General features: G+C 59.6%; 19 protein-coding genes and 4 pseudogenes. 9 read left to right on the top strand and 14 right to left on the bottom strand.

The genetic code is table 11. The annotated features are described in order from the left end of the window. Positions 1 to 149 precede the first annotated feature (149 nt). Together NKI20_RS33720 and NKI20_RS33715 are read left to right on the top strand one after the other, a co-directional pair. Positions 150 to 452: pseudogene (locus tag NKI20_RS33720) on the top strand (transposase); the annotation flags it as partial. Beyond that, positions 437 to 631 (top strand): annotated as a pseudogene (locus tag NKI20_RS33715) (IS5/IS1182 family transposase); the annotation flags it as partial. The pseudogenes NKI20_RS33720 and NKI20_RS33715, both read left to right, overlap by 16 nt. A 31-nt stretch (positions 632 to 662) precedes the next feature. Here the strand turns inward: NKI20_RS33715 and NKI20_RS12185 are convergent. From NKI20_RS12185 to NKI20_RS12145, 9 genes and pseudogenes are all read right to left on the bottom strand, one after another. Continuing rightward, positions 663 to 773: pseudogene (locus NKI20_RS12185) on the bottom strand (ATP-binding protein); the annotation flags it as partial. A 118-nt stretch (positions 774 to 891) separates the two neighbouring features. Beyond that, entirely contained in the window at positions 892 to 1,143 is a 252-nt protein-coding gene (locus NKI20_RS12180) for a hypothetical protein (protein ID WP_352830791.1), read from the bottom strand. After that, the gene (locus NKI20_RS12175) at positions 1,136 to 7,309 is read right to left on the bottom strand and encodes an RHS repeat-associated core domain-containing protein (protein ID WP_352830789.1); all 6,174 of its coding nucleotides are present in this window, start codon (positions 7,307 to 7,309) and stop codon (positions 1,136 to 1,138) included. The genes NKI20_RS12180 and NKI20_RS12175 overlap by 8 nt, the downstream gene beginning before the upstream one ends. 548 nt (positions 7,310 to 7,857) lie before the next feature. Next, positions 7,858 to 8,016, bottom strand: a complete 159-nt coding sequence (locus tag NKI20_RS12170) for a hypothetical protein (RefSeq protein WP_352830787.1) — start codon at positions 8,014 to 8,016, stop codon at positions 7,858 to 7,860. 31 nt (positions 8,017 to 8,047) lie between these two features. Next, positions 8,048 to 8,248, bottom strand: coding sequence for a hypothetical protein (locus NKI20_RS12165; protein ID WP_352830785.1), 201 nt, complete (start codon positions 8,246 to 8,248; stop codon positions 8,048 to 8,050). 83 nt (positions 8,249 to 8,331) lie between these two features. Then, the gene (locus NKI20_RS12160; RefSeq protein ID WP_352830783.1) at positions 8,332 to 9,435 is read right to left on the bottom strand and encodes a YihY/virulence factor BrkB family protein; all 1,104 of its coding nucleotides are present in this window, start codon (positions 9,433 to 9,435) and stop codon (positions 8,332 to 8,334) included. Beyond that, positions 9,435 to 10,361 carry a DUF3618 domain-containing protein gene (locus tag NKI20_RS12155; RefSeq protein WP_352830781.1) on the bottom strand — a complete coding sequence of 309 codons (927 nt, stop codon included), beginning with the start codon at positions 10,359 to 10,361 and terminating at the stop codon, positions 9,435 to 9,437. Before NKI20_RS12155 ends, NKI20_RS12160 begins: the two co-directional genes overlap by 1 nt. After that, positions 10,339 to 10,764, bottom strand: coding sequence for a phage holin family protein (locus NKI20_RS12150; protein ID WP_023758514.1), 426 nt, complete (start codon positions 10,762 to 10,764; stop codon positions 10,339 to 10,341). Before NKI20_RS12150 ends, NKI20_RS12155 begins: the two co-directional genes overlap by 23 nt. Before the next feature lie 12 nt (positions 10,765 to 10,776). After that, positions 10,777 to 11,130 carry a hypothetical protein gene (locus NKI20_RS12145; RefSeq protein ID WP_352830779.1) on the bottom strand — a complete coding sequence of 118 codons (354 nt, stop codon included), beginning with the start codon at positions 11,128 to 11,130 and terminating at the stop codon, positions 10,777 to 10,779. Between the two features lie 358 nt (positions 11,131 to 11,488). Here NKI20_RS12145 and NKI20_RS12140 point away from each other — a divergent pair, with 358 nt between their 5' ends. The 5 genes from NKI20_RS12140 (at position 11,489) to NKI20_RS12120 (ending at position 14,137) form a co-directional block, all read left to right on the top strand. Beyond that, the gene (locus tag NKI20_RS12140; RefSeq protein WP_352486054.1) at positions 11,489 to 11,926 is read left to right on the top strand and encodes a curlin; all 438 of its coding nucleotides are present in this window, start codon (positions 11,489 to 11,491) and stop codon (positions 11,924 to 11,926) included. 62 nt (positions 11,927 to 11,988) lie between these two features. After that, entirely contained in the window at positions 11,989 to 12,390 is a 402-nt protein-coding gene (gene csgH, locus NKI20_RS12135) for a curli-like amyloid fiber formation chaperone CsgH (RefSeq protein WP_352486053.1), read from the top strand. A gap of 172 nt (positions 12,391 to 12,562) precedes the next feature. Then, positions 12,563 to 12,976, top strand: a complete 414-nt coding sequence (locus tag NKI20_RS12130; protein WP_352486052.1) for a curlin repeat-containing protein — start codon at positions 12,563 to 12,565, stop codon at positions 12,974 to 12,976. A gap of 430 nt (positions 12,977 to 13,406) precedes the next feature. After that, on the top strand, positions 13,407 to 13,709 hold the full coding sequence (locus NKI20_RS12125) for a hypothetical protein (protein ID WP_352486051.1): 303 nt from the start codon (positions 13,407 to 13,409) through the stop codon (positions 13,707 to 13,709). After that, on the top strand, positions 13,706 to 14,137 hold the full coding sequence (locus tag NKI20_RS12120; protein WP_352830776.1) for a PIN domain-containing protein: 432 nt from the start codon (positions 13,706 to 13,708) through the stop codon (positions 14,135 to 14,137). Before NKI20_RS12125 ends, NKI20_RS12120 begins: the two co-directional genes overlap by 4 nt. Before the next feature lie 13 nt (positions 14,138 to 14,150). Here the strand turns inward: NKI20_RS12120 and NKI20_RS12115 are convergent. The 3 genes and pseudogenes from NKI20_RS12115 to NKI20_RS12105 form a co-directional block, all read right to left on the bottom strand. Next, a pseudogene (locus NKI20_RS12115) lies at positions 14,151 to 14,461 on the bottom strand (adenylate/guanylate cyclase domain-containing protein); the annotation flags it as partial. A gap of 290 nt (positions 14,462 to 14,751) precedes the next feature. Then, positions 14,752 to 15,204, bottom strand: coding sequence for a cupin domain-containing protein (locus NKI20_RS12110; RefSeq protein WP_023758521.1), 453 nt, complete (start codon positions 15,202 to 15,204; stop codon positions 14,752 to 14,754). Beyond that, positions 15,194 to 15,835, bottom strand: coding sequence for a TetR/AcrR family transcriptional regulator (locus tag NKI20_RS12105; RefSeq protein ID WP_352830773.1), 642 nt, complete (start codon positions 15,833 to 15,835; stop codon positions 15,194 to 15,196). The genes NKI20_RS12110 and NKI20_RS12105 overlap by 11 nt, the downstream gene beginning before the upstream one ends. 837 nt (positions 15,836 to 16,672) lie before the next feature. Here NKI20_RS12105 and NKI20_RS12100 point away from each other — a divergent pair. Together NKI20_RS12100 and NKI20_RS12095 are read left to right on the top strand one after the other, a co-directional pair. Beyond that, on the top strand, positions 16,673 to 17,374 hold the full coding sequence (locus tag NKI20_RS12100; RefSeq protein WP_352830771.1) for a DUF1003 domain-containing protein: 702 nt from the start codon (positions 16,673 to 16,675) through the stop codon (positions 17,372 to 17,374). 383 nt (positions 17,375 to 17,757) lie between these two features. Then, positions 17,758 to 17,913, top strand: a complete 156-nt coding sequence (locus NKI20_RS12095) for a hypothetical protein (RefSeq protein WP_352727423.1) — start codon at positions 17,758 to 17,760, stop codon at positions 17,911 to 17,913. 213 nt (positions 17,914 to 18,126) lie between these two features. Here NKI20_RS12095 and NKI20_RS12090 read toward each other — a convergent pair whose 3' ends face one another. Both NKI20_RS12090 and NKI20_RS12085 read right to left on the bottom strand, forming a co-directional pair. Further along, positions 18,127 to 18,339: a KTSC domain-containing protein gene (locus NKI20_RS12090; protein ID WP_352830768.1), complete on the bottom strand. Its 213-nt coding sequence runs from the start codon at positions 18,337 to 18,339 to the stop codon at positions 18,127 to 18,129. Positions 18,340 to 18,414: 75 nt separating this feature from the next. Beyond that, on the bottom strand, positions 18,415 to 18,705 hold the full coding sequence (locus NKI20_RS12085) for a hypothetical protein (protein WP_352830766.1): 291 nt from the start codon (positions 18,703 to 18,705) through the stop codon (positions 18,415 to 18,417). Positions 18,706 to 18,858 lie beyond the last annotated feature (153 nt).

The raw sequence follows: 18,858 nt of genomic DNA, 5'->3' as shown, positions 1-18,858 counted from the left end.
CAAGGCGACCACGTTCTAACATCCATACAGGAGCAGCCGCCCGCACCTTGGCTCGGGCGAGACCCCAATCACCCCATCTGTTGAAAAAGGCCCTCGCCACCGGACCGCAGCGATGATTCACTGGCTCCGAAGGGATTCGGAGGCGACGAGTGCGCGGCGGCGACGATCGAACTGGCGAACTGTTCAGCTACGTGAACCTTGAAGTCCGGATTCGGCGCAATCATCCATTGCGGGCGATCCGGACGATCGTGATTGAAGCCCTGTCGACGCTAGAGCGTGAGTTCGCGGCGCTGTATTCGCCGATCGGACGGCCATCGATCCCGCCGGAGAAGCTGCTGCGGGCGATGCTGTTGCAGGCGTTCTATTCGATCCGCTCGGAACGGCTTTTGATGGAGCGGTTGGAATACGACCTCCTGTTCCGCTGGTTCATCGGCATCGGCGTCGACGACGCAGCCCCGACAAGGCCTATGACGCAGAGGACTTCGTCAACGAGTTGCGCTCGATGAAGGTGACACCACACGTAGCGCAGAACACGAACGGCCGTCGTTCGGCGATCGATCGCCGGACCACGCGCCACTGTGGCTATGCCGCCAGCCAGCGCATCAGAAAGCGCATCGAAGAGGCGTTCGGCTGATGCCTGCGCGGCGATTTTTGAAGGGGTTTCAGCCAGCCTTTCGGGCATGACTTTGCGCGAGACGATAGCTGTCGCCGTTCAGCTCGAGGATGTTGACGTGGTGGGTGATGCGATCAAGCAGAGCACCGGTTAGACGCTCGGGACTCGGGCGCACGTCGATGTCGCATGCACACGAGCATCGAAGATGGCGGTGTAATTTCTGACCAGCCGGCCAGCGATTCCCGCAAACGATCAACTCCAGATCACAGATCTAAACGTCACTTTCGAGAAAATTTCGAATCCAAGTAGGAAATTGTTTTGGAAAGGCGGTCTGAAACAAAGTCTGTGTCGAAAAGAAACTCTCCGCCACCGGGTCTATACCTGGCAAGTATCTCAACAGTTTCCTTCATAAATTCATCCTCGCCAAAATTGTCATCGATGTAAGACTCGATTGCGTTAGCAATATCAATACTTACATCTGTTCGGGAAATGAATTTTGATATCATTGAATACAGCTCAGCATTACTCATTTGACCTAATCTTTCGATTAATAACGGTTATCACCCTCTGCCCTGTAGCTTCATCGACGACTGCTCGTGGTTTACCAGGCATGTTGCTATTCTGAAGAGTCAGCGTCGCACCGTCAGGATGCTCAGTCCGCTTTATCACACTTGTCGCTCCATCGAGGAGGCTGTCAACCTCCTTCGGAGACATTGGAGCACGGCCAGGCGGCGGATTGGCCATCCGATCGGCCGCATGGAACATGATAGTGCGACCTGCCGGCGTTGTCGTAGTGCCGAGCACTTGCTGCGTCGCAAATTCTCCATCGAAGACGGCTAGGGCATTCGTGGCAGTGGATGGTAGGCTTAGTGTTGGTGCGGCCGACGTTGGCATTTCACCGCCAACAATCGGCGGAACATTTGCTAGAAGATGCGCAAAGTCCATTCCCATCAGTTCAGATGTCGTCTTGCCAACTCGTGCACGATAGCGTGCCGCCTCTTTCTCTAGTTGATCTGCCATATAGTTATTTATAAAACTTCTATTCTCTTTCAGCTTGTCTGCGGCAGACTGCATACCATCGCCACTGGATTTGTTTTCCGCATCTCGATCGCTTTTAGAATGAAACCAATCTCCGAACACATGCCCGTTCGGGTCTGACTTATTGACGGGATCGTTCTGGGCATAGATGTATCGATTGGTGCCGACGCCTTCCTTTGTCGGATCCCAGTCATCCGGCGAGATGAACCGTCCCAGCACCGGGTCCATGTACCTGGCGTTGAGATACAGCAGCCCGGTCTCGGGATCGAAACGTTCGCCGATGTAGTTCTTCTGCGTCTGGAAGCCGGTGTTGAGGCTCTCGCCATAGGTGGCGTAGCTGGTGCTGTCGACGACGGTGCCCGACATGTCGGTGACCTGGCGCACGGAGGCCAGATGCTCGCGGTGCAGGAAGTATTTGGTCGTGCCGACGACCTTGATGTCGGGATGCGGGTAGCGCGTGTAGATTTCCGCGCCCGGTGTCTTCGGATCGATCTCGACATTGGCGTCGGGATAGAGCGTCGTGGCGAAGCTCGATGACTTCCTGGCACGCGCTCCGTCCGGGCCGTAGGCGAGATTGACGGTGTTGGAGGCGCGCGTGACCGTCTTCAGCCGGTTGGCCTCGTCCCAGACCAGCGTGCGGCTGCCGTCCAAGGTCAGATTGCCATTGGCGTCATAGGCCATCGCATTGGCGCCGACCGATATCGGCGCATGCGGACGAGCTGCGCTCGCCGAGGGATAGACATAGCTGCCGGCCACACGGGTGCGCGAAATCATATTGTCGTTGGCGGCATAGACATAAGTTTCGTCGAGCGTGTTGTCGCCGAGATTGTCGGCCGAAATCAGCCGGTCAGCATTGTCATAGACATAGTTCCAACTGTTCGGGCCCGTGCCCGAGAGCCCGGCGATGTTGGTGATGCGGCCGAGGCTGTCGCGCGTGTATTGCCGATCCAGCATTGTGGTTGCGCCAAGCGTGGTGGTGATGCGCGTCAGCCAGCGCCTTGTCGTAGAGTAGGTGAAGGTGGTCTTCACGCCATTGGCGTAGGTGATCTCCTTGGTCTGGCCGTCAGCCTCGTAGATGGTCGAGGTGATGAAGCCGGGAGCGGAATAGAGCCTGTTGCCGGCGGTGTACTGCAAGTGGTTGGTGTTCGAACCGAAGTCGAGCTGAACGGGGAAGTATTGGACATATACGTTCTGGCCGGAGCCGTCGTGGACGTTGAACGTGGTGTTGGTGATGCCCGCGATGGTGGCATCCTGACGGGCAACCTTGCCGAGACCGTCATAATTGTAGAGCTGGACGGCGGCGGCGTTTTCCGAGCGGGTCAGCTGGCCGATGTTGTAATAGCCTGATGCCGCCTGGTCGTAGGTGTTCTGCGTCAGCGTCACCGGGCCGCCGCCAGGCACGATTGCCGTCTTCAGCGTCAGCCGGTCCATCTGGTCATAGGCGAGCGTCGTGACCGTACCGCGCGCATCGGTCTGGCTTATGAGGCGGTTGGCGGCATCGTAGACATAGGTCCAGTTGCCGAGATCGGGATCCGACGCCGACAGCCGGTTGCCGACCATGTCGTAGGTGTAGGCCCAGGTCGAGCCGCCGGGATCGGTGACGCCGATCAGTCGGCCGAGGAGGTCGTAGCCGCGGCTTTCCGTCAGGTTCAGCCCGCCCTGGACCTGGTCGCGCATGATGCCGGCGATTTCGCCCCGCGTCGTCGACCAGGTTTTGGTTTGATGTCCAAGTTCGTCGGTCAGGATTACTGCGTAAAGTCGTGGGTTGGGCGTGCCAATTGTGTCCGTGAGGAAATGAAGGTAGGTGCGCTGGCTGGCATCCGGATTGACCGTCTGGGTCAGCCGGTCGGCCCAGTCGTAACTGTTGGTGGTCCACTGCGCCGTATCGCCGACAAAGCGCGGGAAGGCGGTGCGCAAGACATTGCCGCGAAGATCGTAGTCGGTCTCGGCAATACGCCTTGCACCGGCCGCCGTCTCTCCAGGGGTTTCCACCCGATAGACCCGGCCGAGCCCGTCATAATAAGAGCGGGTAAAATCCTCGCCGGCGCCGTTGGGCAACAGCGTGTACTTGACCAGCGCCTGTGTTGCCGGATTGGCTTCGTTCTCGAACCGCGTCTTGGCATAGGCGCCGGTGACGCTCTGCGACACTTGGTAGGGCCGGCAGAAGGCATCGTAGGCGAAGGTCTTCACCGGGCCGTTGAAGTCGGTCCTGGTCGCGGGAAGGCCGCACACAGGATTGTAGGTCGCGATCGAGACGAAGCGGGTGTCGGCCAGTTGGCCGCCGGTGGCAAAATAGCGGGGGCTACGCTGCGTCACCGGATAGAGGTGATAGGTGGCATCAAAATCCCACTCGGTCCTGTGGCCGAGGTCGTTACTGGCCGCGATCCTGTTGCCAAAACTGTCGTAGGCAAAATACTGGTTCACCGTCTTGCCCACGGTGACATCGCTGAAGATCTGGGCCAGGGTCAGATTGCCCTTGGTCGGCACCGCCCAGACATCGGTGGTGTTGCCGTCATAATAATTGTGCTTGTAGCTGACATAGGGATCCGTGCCGGTAAGCCCGGCATGCGTGCGCTCGGCAATCAGGGCCGAGATGATGTAGGCGCTGGTGTTGGGCGAGAAGAAGCGCTCGGTAAACGTCTCGTCGCCGGTGACATCGGTGCGGCCATAGTCCTTGATACTGGTGATGTTGTTATAGGCGTCGAACAGCCGCTCGACCCGCAGGCTGCGCACGACACTGTTCTCGGTCGGGGTCGTGTCGGTTGCCGTGTTCTGCACCGTGTAGGGTTTTGTCGCCGTGTTGACCGCATAGGTCTCGGCCACCTGCTTGTGCACGGCGCCTGCGCCATCCTTCCACACCGTCAGCGACGGCAGGCCGTAGCTTGCCAGATCCTGCCGATAGGTGGTCTCGATCTTCGAAGGCGCCGTCTCGCCATTGGCCAACGGTCTGGTCTCGACGATCGAGGCGAAGCCCAAAAACTTGCGCGCCGCCGGATCGTACTTGCCCCCGGCATAGCTGTAGGTGCTCACCGCCGTCTGGCCACGGCCGTCGCTCACCGACAGCTTCGTCACCGCATGCACCAGTTGCGGCAGGTAGTTGTTCGTCCAGGTCGACGACGGCGTGTATTCCACCGCGACCGTCCCGCCGAGCTCCGTCACCATCGAACGTAGCAGGTTCGGATTGCCGGTGCCGGCGTTCGAGATGATCATGCTGGTGTAGTTAGTGAAGTCCGGCAAGCCATCACCGTTGAAGTCGCCAACCACAGTCCCGGCAGTCATCCCAGCTGGCAGCGTGAACTGCACCGGAATCATCGAAGTCGAGGAGGGGCGCAACGAGAAGATCCTGACCGTGCCGGTCCTGTCCGGCTGAGTGGTCACCGTGCCACCAATCGTGATGACATCTGCTCGCCCGTCATTGTCGAAATCGCGAAGGATGGCAGAGGTTCCCGCCATCGAGGACATGGTGTAGCTTTTGAAACCAATGCCGGTCGACAGCCAAAGCCCGACGCTGTCATCGTTGCCATTGTAGCGGAAGACGTCCGTCGCACCGTCCCCGTTGAGGTCGGCAAAGACACAGGTGCCGTAGCCCCCGGATCCCTGTGCGGGGCAGCTGATCCCGAATGACGTTCCGCTGGGCTGCCAAACGCCGTTCGAAAGCGCTCCCTTCCTTGCCGTTCCGCCGCTACCCCAGAATAGCGGCAGCTGCCGACCATTACCGAGAAAATCGCCAACGCCGACTACTATTTTTGGCGAGCTGCCACCGACGACGTTGAGCGTATCAATGCCATCGCCATCCACGTCGGTCACGATGGATGCAGACGCCGTCGGTGGAGCAACAGGCAGCGCATCACAAACGGATTGGTAGCCAGTCGGTACGCAGGCAGCTTTGGTCAGCCCCAGCGCGGCATCCGTCTTGATGATCGACTTGGTTGCCGTGTAGGTAACTTGACCGGTAGCCCCATTGACAAAAGGCTGGATGGCCGAGTCGGCGAAATCCAAGGTGCTCTTGCTCGCCAGAAAACGGCCGGGCTCGGAGAAATACGTCGGGGGGTTGGGATCTGAATCCCAACCTCGTAAATTATCTAGAAGCAGAGACGCCGTTCCAGCCTGTGTACCATTCGAATTGAATTTGTATATGTATTTGGTTCGCTGCAAGGCAGGGCAAGGACCTTGATTGTGGGTACATAGGTCTACGCGCTGGATGGAGTCGCCATAAATCTCGTCCCGGCCGTCGGCATCCAAATCACCGACATGCCTTGGCACGGCGACGCTACCTAAGCTCAAACCGAGTGAAGCAGTCACCGTCCCATACACGCCATCGGTACTCTGATAGGTCATCTGGCCGAGCACCTTGGCGGTGCCGCCGCCGATGGTGCCATCGACGGCGATTGTTGCATCGGTGCCGTAGTGGGTGACCTGGGTCAGCCGCGAGGCGTTGGAGAACGGTGCCTGGTCATAGGTGAGCCTATAGGCGCCGCGCACCGCGCCACTAACGGTGATGCCAATCGTCTTGATGCGTTGGCTGGTCAGAGAGATGTCGCGGCCATTGCCCATCAGGATCAGGTCGGGACGGGTCTCGTAGTAGAATTTTACGATGGTGCCGTTGTAGCTGACGCTGTCGGGATAGCAAACCGGGCTGGCCGGACAGGTGTAGCTGTATGAAACGCTGTTGCCGTTGGTGTCGGCGACCGAGGTCAGCAGCCAGCGGTAGCTCATGGCAAGGTCATAGGCCGGCGTGCCGGCGGTTGGCGTCAAATTGGCAACGGCCGCTACCGAGCGGAAGGTCGAGACGGTGCCATCCCTGTCGGTCACCCTCCATTCATTGGTGCTGCTGTTCAGCGCAACGCGGCGGTAGCTCTCGTTCTCGGTCGCATGCGTGCCGCCGGTCGCACACGACGGCGAAACCATGCCAGCCACGCAGGCAACCATCGCCTGGCCGTCGAGCAGGTAGATGTCGTTGGCATCGAAGGCCGGCATGCCATAGCCCGGCGTGGCCCGCTCGATGACATCGAGACCATCGAGCCCCCATCCATAGCCGAGCCAGCCCTGATAAAGGCCACCAAGCTTGCTCTTGCGGGATGAGTTATAGTTCAGCGCGATCTGCGGCTCGATGCCATGGAAGGCAGGAACATCGATGCCGATGGAATAGCCGAGATTGCCGTTGCCCGAACTCTTCGGCAGATCCACCTTCGGCGTGCCAATGGCTTCTGGATCGCCGCTGGTCGTGGTCGTGGTCGCTAGCGTAGTTGCGGCGGCCGGCGCCTCGGGGGCGGCTTCCGTGTCGGTCGTCTTGGCCGCCTTGCCGCTGCTCTTGGCATCCGCAGCCTTGGTATCTGTCGCCTTGGCATCCGCGGGCTTGGCGCCAACCTTGGCCGCAGCATCCGGACTGTCGGTTGCCGCACTTGATGCTGCATCTCCCGCCGCCGGCGCCGCAGTGCCCGACGCTGGCGTGCCACCTGCCGGCTGTGCGCCTGATCCCAGTGCCGCGCCGCCATTCCCGAAGCCGGCAGCAGATGTTCCTGTGGCCGCGGAAGAGCCCCGGCTCTCCTGCGCGAACACTACTATCCCTGCGCTTCTGCTAATATAAGAGACGGCAGAAATATCCGCGCCCACGACACTCGCGGCAAGCACTGCCGCGCCAACAAGCAACCGGTTCATCGAATCCCCCAAGCCAAGTTGCCTATCGGTACTGACGTTTCATTCGGGCGATATGACGCCAAACGGTAATAAGATACTTATTAACAGAGTTATTTGACCGTGAACCGTCGCTCAGTTCATGATGATCTCGACCAATTCCAGTCGGACTCTCTTAGGACGGGGCCGGCCTTACGAACTGCGGCGATGGTGTCCCTGACCCGAGACAATGCTTGCCAACCGGGATGAAACGGATCGCCGCCTCGACCAACTCGTTGGCGGTGGCCACGGGCCCGCAAACTGCTTGCAGCCTCATCGCTCCTCCTCAAGGGAGAAACCTAAGTGGTCAATGGTTCACCAAGCGAAATCAACGTTCGGAATGTGCCAAGCCAAGAGGCCGGGTGAATAGGGATCGACGGGACCTCCGTCGCGTCTTTGCGTTTGCACTTACATTAGCTTAAGAGCACATTAAAGCAGCCGGTGAAGTACCCCGTACCGGTTAGGCTCGGCGCCAGTCCCCCAGACCCCTCGACGCCGGGCCGCTCGGGTGACAAGGCACATTTCCGTTTTGCCTAGCCTCGCCGCCGCTTGTTGTCGCGCAAATTGAGAAGCTCGACCAGATCATCAGCCTCTTCGACAGGCATGTCGATCAACGGAACGCCCAACTCGACGGCAGGCATGCCGGTGAACACGTCGATGACGTCCCACGTGCCTTCAGGCGTTCTTTCCATGTCATATCGTCGCGTCATCGGGGCAGAGCGTTCAACGCTGCGTATCTTCCGGCTGGGCATCGGGTCTTTTTTTCATCAAGTTCATCGGCCAATGAAGCAATGTTGGGGGCAGCTCGGGCTCCACCTGCCAGTTTAAGAGCTTGCGCAGGTGCCGGCGCAGGATTTCCGTGCCACTCCAGCGCCGCACGATTTCGGCAATAGCCTTCTGCCTTGATTGATCAAGTTCTGGCATGTTCGGAACTCTCGGAACTTGGTTTACACGCCGAACTCACCCACCATGGAATGGTTCCTGCCGCTGAAACATTGCCGCTACCGCTACCCTTGGCGCCGGTCGTTCGTCGATTTCACATCGAAGACAGGTGACGCAGCCTTTTTGCGGAATGGTGGGGAGTCTGGGTTGTTGAAGCGCGCGTTACTGTTTTGCATTGCATGGTCGAGCTCGCCGCCAACCAAGATGACAATGGAAGAAATCCAGATCCAAATCAGGAAACCGATGATCCCGCCGAGCGAACCATAGGTTTCATTATAGTTTCCGAAACTGGCCGCATACCAGGAGAACAGAAACGATCCGACCAGCCAGCCGAGTGCCGCGACGGCGCTGCCCCAACTTATCCAGCGCCATGGCGCTCTCTGCCGGCTCGGACCGAAACGATAGAGGAGGGCGAAGCCGAGCGCGACGATTGCAAGCACCACAGGCCAGCGCAGAATTCGGATGAGCAGGTCCGTCGCCCCAGACAGTCCGACGAACGACAACAGGATTGGGACCGCCACGGCAGCGCCGATTGCCAGTAGCCCCAGGACGATCCCGCCCATCGTGAAGGCCAAAGAAACCGCATTGATGCGGAAGAAGCCGCGTTTCTCCTTCTCGCCATAAATTATATTAAGGGCATCGAAGAGTGCCTTAACGCCGGCGTTGGCACTCCACAGCGAGGCGGCAAGACCGATTATGAATGCCAGCCCAAGAGTTCCGCTTCGCTGCGAGGCGATGTGCTGCATCTGGTTGCGGATAACTTCCAGTGCTCCGGCGGGTAGCAAGCCTGAGATGCGGTCGAAGTGTGAGGCAATAGTCTGCGGATCGGCGAACAATCCGTAGACGGCGACCAGTGCGGCAATGGCAGGGAAAATGGCAAGGATGGTGTAAAAAGCGATTCCCGCAGCAATGGCAAACACGCGGTGTTCTGTGATGCCCGTCTTAACGCGAAGAAGGATGTTCCTCCAGCTTGCGAACCGATTGGTCAGGCACTGCTGGCCAGCGTCAGTGTTTTCCTCATGCAGCGGCGCAGCAGCTGGAGCGGCGTATCGACGTGGTGAGAATCCGAACGCCAGCAGAACCAGAGTAGCCGCAGGAACCCAAAATGGAGTGAAATCCCTCTTGTGAAGGGAGCGGTTCTCCGGCTGGCCGGTGGCAGTCGTTGTCATCACCCTGCTTTGTCGTGCTCTTCGTTCGCCTGCGGTGTGCGCGCGGTGTTTTCTCTTGAGGCTGCTTTGTTGGCCGTGTCTGGCTCTGCCGCTGCCGCGGGCACGGCCGGCCTTGCTGGCTCCTTTCCTTCTTCTTTTGTCTTAGCGGCAACCTCTTTCTCGCCGGACGGAGTGGGTTGTTCAGTACCATCTCCGGACTGGCGATGTCGGCCGGGTTCCGGACTGCGTGGGTCTTCTGTCGCACCGCCTGGTTTATCGCGTATCAGGTGATCTTCCACTTCCGAGGGCGGCAAAGCCGCACCGATTGCCGCGCCGACTGCCAGGCCGATGCCCGCCAGGACAAGCGGCTCATTGCGGCAGAAATTCAGCAGGCTCTGAGTGGTCGATGCGAGGCCATGGCCGAGGCTTCGTGCCGAACCGCCGATCGCCATCGCTGTTCGGCTGGTGCTGTCGGCCACCGCGTCATAAGTCGAGGATGCCGTCCTTGAGATAGATGCTGCCGCCGATTGAGCATTCTCCCCAGCGGCTGCGCCCAGGCGCCCAGCTGCATCCCTAATTTGGGAACCGGCCGCCGCACCAGCTTCCGTGACTGAGTCGGCGACGCCCCCAATCTTGTCACTCATCCGGTCCAGGTCGCTGCCTTCGGGCTTGGGGCGTGTGCCAATGTCGGCGGCTCTGCCGTTTGCCGGGCCAGCGCACATCAGCCAAGCGATTCCGGCTCCGATTAAGGTGACGGGCAGCGGATTTCTTGCCATCTGATGGCGCAGGCCACGATAGAATTCACCGGCATCGCCTCGACCGGCGTAGTCGCTGAACTGATCCAGAATTTGGCCAGGCGTGACGCTGGCCCTCAGTTCGTCAAGTGTGTCCACGAGCTGCGAGCGTGTCCGCTCCGTCTCGCGCTCAAGCTGCTCTGTGTAAGTCATGGCGATGCCTCGCTTGTTCTTTTGCAACGGATGCGTCCCGCTGAAGCTGGTGAATGGTCTTGTCGGGCATCATCGTTTTGATTTTGAGCCGGTTCATGCCCACGAGAAGGAAGATAAGACCCAACACCAAAGCTATGCCGCCCACGATCAGGGCCGATGCGGCGGCTGTGATTCCAAGTGCCGGCGCCAAAGCGGCGACGCCGGCCTGAAACAGTATGACCAGCGCCGGAATGAGCAGCACAGCGCCGCCAATCACAAGGCTCAATCCGGCCGTAGCACGGCCTATGTTCTCCGAAATCTCGCTGCGGGCAAGTTGTCCTTCTTTTCGAAGCAGGGTCGTGAACTGCAACACGACATCCGAGAATATGTCCGGAATGGACCGGCTATGTCCGAGAGTTGTCATTTTCTTCTCCTGTCAGGGGTGCGTTCCGCCGTGCTTCTGAGGGCCGGGAGACCTCTTCAGAACCCGCGCGAGAGTGATCCCTGCCAGAATGGCTCCGCCGAAGAACGCCGCAGGCTGAGTGTGTGCGAAATCGCCAAGGTCTTTAACCAGATCCTCGACTCTGCGTTTACGCAGTGCAGCGGCTGTGCCTTCCAGACGTGACGCGGCGTCGTGAACGTAGTCAGCACTTCGTGGAAATTGCTTCTCCAGCTCATGGGCAGCGCTATGGATCGCGTCAGCCATCTCGTCGATCCGCCCGGCGCCAGCTTCCTTCTGTTGCTCCGCCGCTTGGCGTGCATGCTCTTTCATCTCATTGGCCTGGACCATGTTAGTCTTCCTCGGTTCGGTCGTCGCCCTAGGCGACGACCGGTTTATTACGTTGAGCTTAACTACGATCGGGAAATTGAGTTCCGGCCGACTGGAAAAAGTCATTGGCCGTTGCCGGACAGCAGTTCACTCAGGGGACTCGGCGGCTCTGCAGTCGCACTTGAGAGGCGCTGCTAACCACTGGTCGAGGGAACCGCGTCTCAACCAATGGAGCGTCCGAAAGCAAGTTGACCGGCCCTCTCACGCGCTGCGCCTCCTGAACCACGGCTGAACGCCACCTTCAGCATCGGTTCGAATTGCATCTCCTAAAACGAAGCGGTTCAAACTCGCGGTCCCGTCCGCCAAAGGAGACGCTCTCATGATCCGCAATTCTTTCACCGCAACCGCGCTCGCCGCTCTTATCGGCATTGCCGTCGCTGCCCCGGCCATGGCCAACGACGTGAGCATCGAGCAGTATGGCTGGTCCAATTCGGCTGGTGGCGCCCAGAACGGCTTCAAGAACCGTATCCGGGTTTACCAGGACGGCCGCTTCAACACGGCAATCGGCCAGCAGCGCGGCCGCCATAACCTTTCGGCCATTGGCCAGCAGGGGATCGGCAACTACGGCGCCACCTATCAAAATGGCAATCGCAACGTCGCAGGCGTCGCCCAGTTCGGCTCCAATCACACCACCATCCTGACCCAGGACGGCAACGGCAACATTGCTGCCGGCGTGCAGGTTGGCCGCGGCTGCAATGCCAATGTCAGCCAAGGCGGCAGCGGCAATGTCGCCGCTTTCGTTCAGGCCTGCCCATAAGCAGCACCGGCTGGGCGGCCGCGGAAACAGTCCGCGGCCCACGAATGCCAAGGAGACGAACCATGCCAAGCATCGTCAAACTTCCCCGTAGCGTCATGACCGCATTCGCCCTGCTTCTGATCCCGGCCGGCGCTTTGGCGACCATGGCCACCGCCGGCCAGTCGCTCGGGCCGGTGCGCTGCGAGATCCGGGCTACCCAGGAAGGCGGCATGGTCTCGCTGGAGGCGCTCGTCCATGCCGACAAAAGCGTCAGCGGCACCTATTCCTTCCATGTTGAAAGTGCCGCTCGCACCGGCGGCACCAATATCGAGCAGGATGGCGCCTTCAGCACAGCGCCCGGCAAGCCAGCTACGCTCGGCGCTGTCACGCTCGACGCGAAGGGCGGCGTCTATGACGCCAGGCTCGAGCTGACGGTCGATGGCAAGAGCATCAGCTGCGCCGAGCGGCTCGGCGGCGCGACCTGATCGGATCGCCAGATTTACGAAAAGGGCGTCGGCAATCGACGCCCTTTTTCTATGTACGTCAGGCCGGGAGAAAAAATGACTGAACGACAGCTGAACGAAGGATTCCGGGAGGGTTCAGCCACCAAATGAGAAGGTTGGCCAAGACCGGAGCAGCCGGAAAATGGAGACCAAGATGACCCGGAATACATTGAAAACTCTTGCCGCCGTTCTCGTTGCCGGCAGCATCGGCCAGGCGGCGCTGTCCGCACCGGCTTACGCCGGCGGCTGGGTTTCGGTGACATTTGCCCCCGGCAACGTCCGCGACGCTGGCGCCCTGGCGACTGGACTGCGCTTCTATTCGCTGTATCGCGGCGTGCATGGTGCCAGCATTCGTCAGTCCGGACACGGAAACGCAGCTGGCATCGGACAAAACGGTCGCGGCAATCTGGGCATCATCCAGCAGGAGGGCAATGGCCACTCCGCCACGCTGCAGCAGAATGGCAATGACAACGCTTACGGCATTTTCCAGTTCGGTAGGACCACCGACGCCAACGTCGGGCAGAACGGCAATGGCGGTGGCGGTGCCACCTTCAGCTACGGCTGGTAACTGCCGGCGACGAGCCATGAAATTTAGGGTTCCCGCTGGGAACGACGTATAAAGCGAGCAAATTTAGAAATGTAATGGCCGATTGCGTGGAACGCCCGTATAAAAGAATGAGAGAGAAGTCGGGACAGCCGAAGTGCGTCAATCGTAAAAGATCTGCTGAAGCGCAAAGGCTGATCAGGACCGGTATAGTGCGAAACACAATCCCGAAAATTTGTGGGAAATGGAAGAAAACCCGAAACCAGATTTCTTCCGCAGCTGCATTTGCATTCCTGCCCCAATCATGCGGCCTCGCGCTTCCGCCTATTTCCAGACAGAGCCTAGGCAAAACCGCCTATTGTGGTCGGGCCGAATTTCAAACTGACCCACTACCCAGCCTTGCGCTCCAATGACAACACGGCTATATATCTGGATATAAGCACGGAGGCACGCGATGAGCAACAGTGCGCAGAAGAGAGCGATCGACAATTATCGGTCCCGCCTGACCGAGCGTGGCATCGCGCGGTTTGAAATCCAGGCGCTCGACGCCGACCGCGATCTACTCAGGAGCCTTGCCCGGAAGTTGACGGAGGAGGGGCCGGAAGCTGGCCGGCTTCGCCGGACCATACAGCAGGCAGTAGCGGGTGAACCTCCGAAAACGGGCGGTATTCTCGCCGCATTGCGTCGCTCGCCTCTGGTTGGTGCCGATCTCGACCTCAGCCGGCCGCGAGAAGAGGGGCGTAAGGTCGACCTGTGACGCGCTACCTCCTCGATACCAATATCATCAGCAATGCCATAAAGCAGGAGCCTTCAGAATCGCTGCTGGCCTGGATGGGAACGCAGAACGACGATGACCTCTTCATCGCTTCGCTAACCGTTGCGGAAATTCGCCGCGGTATTCTGGAGAAGCCGCGCGGTAAGAAACGTGACGCACTGGACAAGTGGTTCTCTGGGTCGGAAGGGCCGCAGGCTCTGTTTGCCGGCCGCATCCTATCGTTCGACGACAAATCGGGGCTGATTTGGGCGCAACTGATGGCAGAAGGGAAAGCGGCCGGCCGGCCGCGTAGCGCGCTCGACATGATCGTCGTCGCCGTCGCCAGTGCGAATGACTGCGTGGTCGTGACGGATAACGAAAAGGACTTCGCCGGACTTCAGATCGTCAACCCGATACGCGGAACGGTCTGATGCAGCGGCGGATCAAGGAATGCATGATGTCTTCGCTGATGCCGTCGGCGAAGTAGCCCTGCTCGGTGTCGCCATTTTGGCGAACGGCAGGACGGCGATCGAATGCTTTGCCGGCGTTGACCCTGCCGGCCGGCTCGTCGAGGGTTCCGACATAGCGATCGCCTTGGTCCCGGCGCTGCCGACTTGCAGCGAATAGACCACGATCGGCTCGGCGAAATTATTGAGTTGTGTGCTGTGGAGATCGCGGACCGAGAGGTCGAGCGTTGCCTTGACCTGCCGATAGGCATCCTCGGAAAGGCAGATGGCGCCGGGCGCCGCCACGCCCGCAGCACACGGCATCCAGACTGCGGAACCAACCAGCGCCCCATCGCCGGCCACTTGATCGCCCGGCCGTTGTACACGGTGATGATCGAGCTCTCGCTCGGCCGCCGCCTCTGGATATGGCATTGCAAGGTCGCCACCGTGCCTGGCGCCGGCCCGATTCCCTCGCGAATGGCTTTCTCGGAGGGGCGCAAATACCATCACCACAGCCGGTTGTCGGAGGAATGGTTTCGGGGACCATCGTTGCCGGATATGACGCAAGAGCCCGAAACCACTCGAAATTGCGATGCAACTCAGGCCGCCATTGTCAGCATTTCTATCCCGTGCTGCTGCATTGCCGCGCCGATCCGCGCGAAGTCGGGCTGCGTCTGCGGCTCGGCCGTGCCGATGTCGCGGAAGAAGACGACCATAGAAGTTTCTATGAGCACGAGCATCCGCACCGGGTGGCTGCTGTCGTTTGAGTAATTATGCGGCTCTCTGGGACCGATACGCACCGAGGTTCCGGGGCTCGCGACCGTCACCTCGGGCGGGCCGCCCTCGGCAAAGTGGCGGACCGTGAGGTCGCCCTCGATTACATAAAATTGTTCGGGCGACGCGTGGCTGTGCGGCGGGGTGCCGGAGCCCGGCGGGACCTCGACCTCAATGAGTTCGAGGTTCGAGCCCACAAGGCCTCCCAGGAAGCGGATGCGATCGGCAACGACCCAGAGGGTCTGGCCGTCGTAGGGGTTGGTGACGTCAATTTTCATTACCTGTCCCTTTCATTTGCGATGTAACGTCCGCTGGAGAGTGGCCCGAGGTGACTGCGGACAGTATCACCTCAATTGCCCAGGATGCGGTCTCGCCAGCCTCGGTTCCGGTGAGACCGCCGTAGTCTTTCAGGACCTCCCAGGCAGAGGCCGAGAAGAGAAGATGGACTAGCGACCTGATCTTCTCGGCCTCGGCGGGCGGAAGGGAGGCGATGGCGGGAGCGAGTGCGTGAGCGAAATTGGCACGCCGCTTCGCCACCGTGCCTGTACGCATCTCGCGGCCGGTCCGGGAGTGGAGCGAGGAGCGGATCGCCGCTTCGTGTGTGTCGAACTTTGGGAACGCTTGTCGTGGGCCATCGACGAGGTCTTTTAGACTCTCAGGTGTCGCGGAGACACCTATCCGGGCATTCAGCCAAGGCCAGAAGGTGGCCAACAGGTCGTCCTTAGTCGCGAAGTGGCGAAACACGGTCCGCCGCTGTACTCCGGCCCTCAACGCGATGGCTTCCGTGCTGATCTCGTCCGCGGCGCTCGCCGAATCCATCAGTTCAAACAGTGCGATAAGGATCGCCTCGCGTGTCTCACGCGCTTTTTCCTCGCGCACGGGGCTGTTGTAGGCACGGACACTAGACATGCGGCTCGTTCCAAATTTCACGACACTGCCTGTGTCATTAAATTTGACCCCTGTCAATTGATGGCGCCATATGTGTCCTTAAATACCGCAGGAGCTTGCCCCATTGTTCGAACTCCTTCGTTTCTCTCGTGGAAAAACGGTCGTATGGCCGTGGGGTTCAGCTACAACGCCGAAGAAGCGACGACCTCGATTGGAAGTCGATTTTCAATCAGTCTCGATGGAACATTAACAGTCCCTAAGGGTTGTGCGTGCGGCAGGTGCCCTCCATCGCCTGCTGAAGATCGGTGTTCTCTGATCGGCCCGCGCTCTCACAGAGGGCGCGGGCTTCAATTGCACAGGCGATGGTCGGAACCTACGTTGTCAGACCACCAAGGATAAGGCGCTGGCCATGGCAAAGGAGAACGGTGCCAAGGTGCGGGTCGAGGAGGTGAAGAAGCGGTAAGGCCCGTCTGGCGAGGCAACGGGAGTTCGCTAATAGTTACATTGACGGTATCGAGCAATATCTCGTGCTTGGACATTCCTGGGGAGCTCGGGCAGCCCTCGTGCCGGCCCGCAGGCATGCTCCACCCTGGCCGTGGTGCTGCTCTCCGGCTATCCGGCGCCGCGGCTCGATCTTGCGCTGGCCGCACTCCCGGCCCTACCGGTAATCGGCACCGCTCCGTCACACCTGCTGCCGCTGCTTGTGAGGCTGGCCTGGCTTTGGCGAAATGTTGGCCGCAGGCCTGTTGTCGAAGGCTAGCTAGAAGAATATCGCCGAGCCGACCGGCATCGTGGCCGGATCTGGGGACCGGCTGTTCGACGCGCAAGCGGATGCACCACGCCTGCATGGAGAGATCAGTGGGTTTCTCCTTGATCGTTTCGGGCTTCGGCCACAGGGTTCGTAAGGGCGCCGCGGGCGGTGTTCGCGATGGTGGCAAGATTGCAGGGCTGGTCGCCACAGCTCGAGACCGCCTGCCGTATCGAGGGGGGAGACGAGCGCCGCTTTCACCAAAATGGCATTCAAAAGACATGAGTGATCAACGTCCCGCCGACATGCAGTCCGTCCTTCGCCAGAACATACAGACTCTGGTCGACCACAGACGACAACAGGAGGAGAACCAAGGCGTTCAGGTGCGAGTTGCTGGCGCCGTTTCGCGCTTCGCGGGAAGCATGACTTTTGTCTATTTGCATCTCGTAATTCTTGTAGCCTGGATTCTGGCGAACCTTGGCGCGATACCATCCATCCCAGCTTGGGACCCCACTTTTGTGATCCTGGCCATGGTCGCCTCCGTCGAGGCAATCTTCTTGTCCACTTTCGTGCTGATCAATCAGAACAGAATGGCTGAACACAGCGAGCACCGAGCGGAACTGGACTTGCAGATCAGCCTTCTCAACGAGCATGAAACCACGCGACTGATCGAGATGATGGCTGCTTTGACGGCGCGTCTGAATGTCTCGACCCCCGCCGACAACGAGCTGCCGCAACTGGCAGAGAATATCGATCCCCAACATGTGATGAACCAAATTCAGCAAGCTTCTGGAGATCAGGGCGAGGGTTGAGCAAAACGAGGTCGCCGCCGCGAGTGATGCAGCCAGAGCATAGATGCGACGCGCATTGGCTACAGTTCCGGACTGGGCTTCAGGCGCACCATCCTCTCTCCTTTGTACCATTCACCTACGATTTCGTCCAACCAAGTCAGTTTGCAGCATTAATAAGAAAAAGCACCGCACAAAGCCCATGTTGCACCACAGTATGCCTCGGGAATTTGAGATCGGTGACGAGGTCGCGCTGACCAGTACGGTGATCACGATTCTCCCCAGCGGACGCGCTAGTGTAAGCATTTCTCACGGTTCTGTGGCCGATCCACAATGGCCTGCTACGCTACTCAGGCTTTGACGTGCTGCACCCTTTGTCGCCTACATGCCGGGCCGCGTCGGCGACGATGGCCGCAAGGCCCCACCTGGAAGCTTACGGAAAGAGGCTCGAAGAAATCAACGACACGCCGCGATTATTCTTCCAGGCCGCCGATGACTACGGCAAGGACGAACGGCTGAAGCCTGGTGTGCTCGCACTCTCAGGGGTGCAGCGCAATGTCTGATGCCGCCCGCTCGCTAGAAGGCCTTGTTTGTGGTCGACAGCCATAGATCACCAGCAAGACCGGATCGATGATCGAATCGTCCGGTAAATGGGGTCCCTCACCTTTATCCAGCCGCGGAGCATCGCGGGGGCTGCTTTGCGCTGCCGGTGAGGTCGACAAAACGAAGAGCCAGAGGAGATTTGAAGTCTGCGAGAGCGGAAACAGCAAACCTCATCAAGGATCGTCGTCCTGGTCGGCCTGACGAACTGGAAGTGATTGCGGATGATCGTTAAAGTAGCGGCCCTTGGCGAAAGCGGCTCGAAATGCAGCGAAGGTCTCAGGCGGCACGTCCTCGAACTCGTAGCGTTTGCCGCTGGCCACAAACCATACAGACAGGATTCTGCTGTTCGGATCATGTTCCGTCTTGCGTATCGAGCTCGAAGGCATGAGCAGACTTTACACAATCCGCCCGCGTCACCAGTGGATGACGCGGGCCAGTCAGACTCGCGGCTCAGCGGCTGATCAACAACCTTCCGTCGTCTTTTTCATCTGCCCTGGAGCAGCGGTCTTGGCGGCGGTATCCTGTTGCCCCGGAGCGGCCTGCTTTGCGCTGCCGGTCTGTTGACCGGGGGCGCAGGGCCTCGCCGAGTTCGGATTGGTCCCGCCGGTGATGGTCGAGTCAGTGCCTTGATCATTGGTGCTCGGCATCTTTGTGGTGGTAGTCGTCGTGGACGATCCACTGGTGCTCGACTGAGCAAAGGCAAGGCCCGTTGACAAAGCCACCATGGCTAATGCGAAAAGAAGCCGTTTCATCTCATGGTCTCCTGTCCGAAAAAACTGCCCTTCAATTATCAAACAGCCAAATGAGAGCACGGTTCCTCCGGTGGAAAACAATCTGTCTGGCTAAATACGTTGCGAAGGCCATCTTCGGCAGGTGGACGCCGACGATCCTCGACCGCAACTTCG

Origin of the sequence: Mesorhizobium sp. M0830 (assembly GCF_040319965.1) — a bacterium.
GTDB lineage: Bacteria > Pseudomonadota > Alphaproteobacteria > Rhizobiales > Rhizobiaceae > Mesorhizobium.
This window is presented reverse-complemented; position numbering and strand designations above follow the sequence as displayed.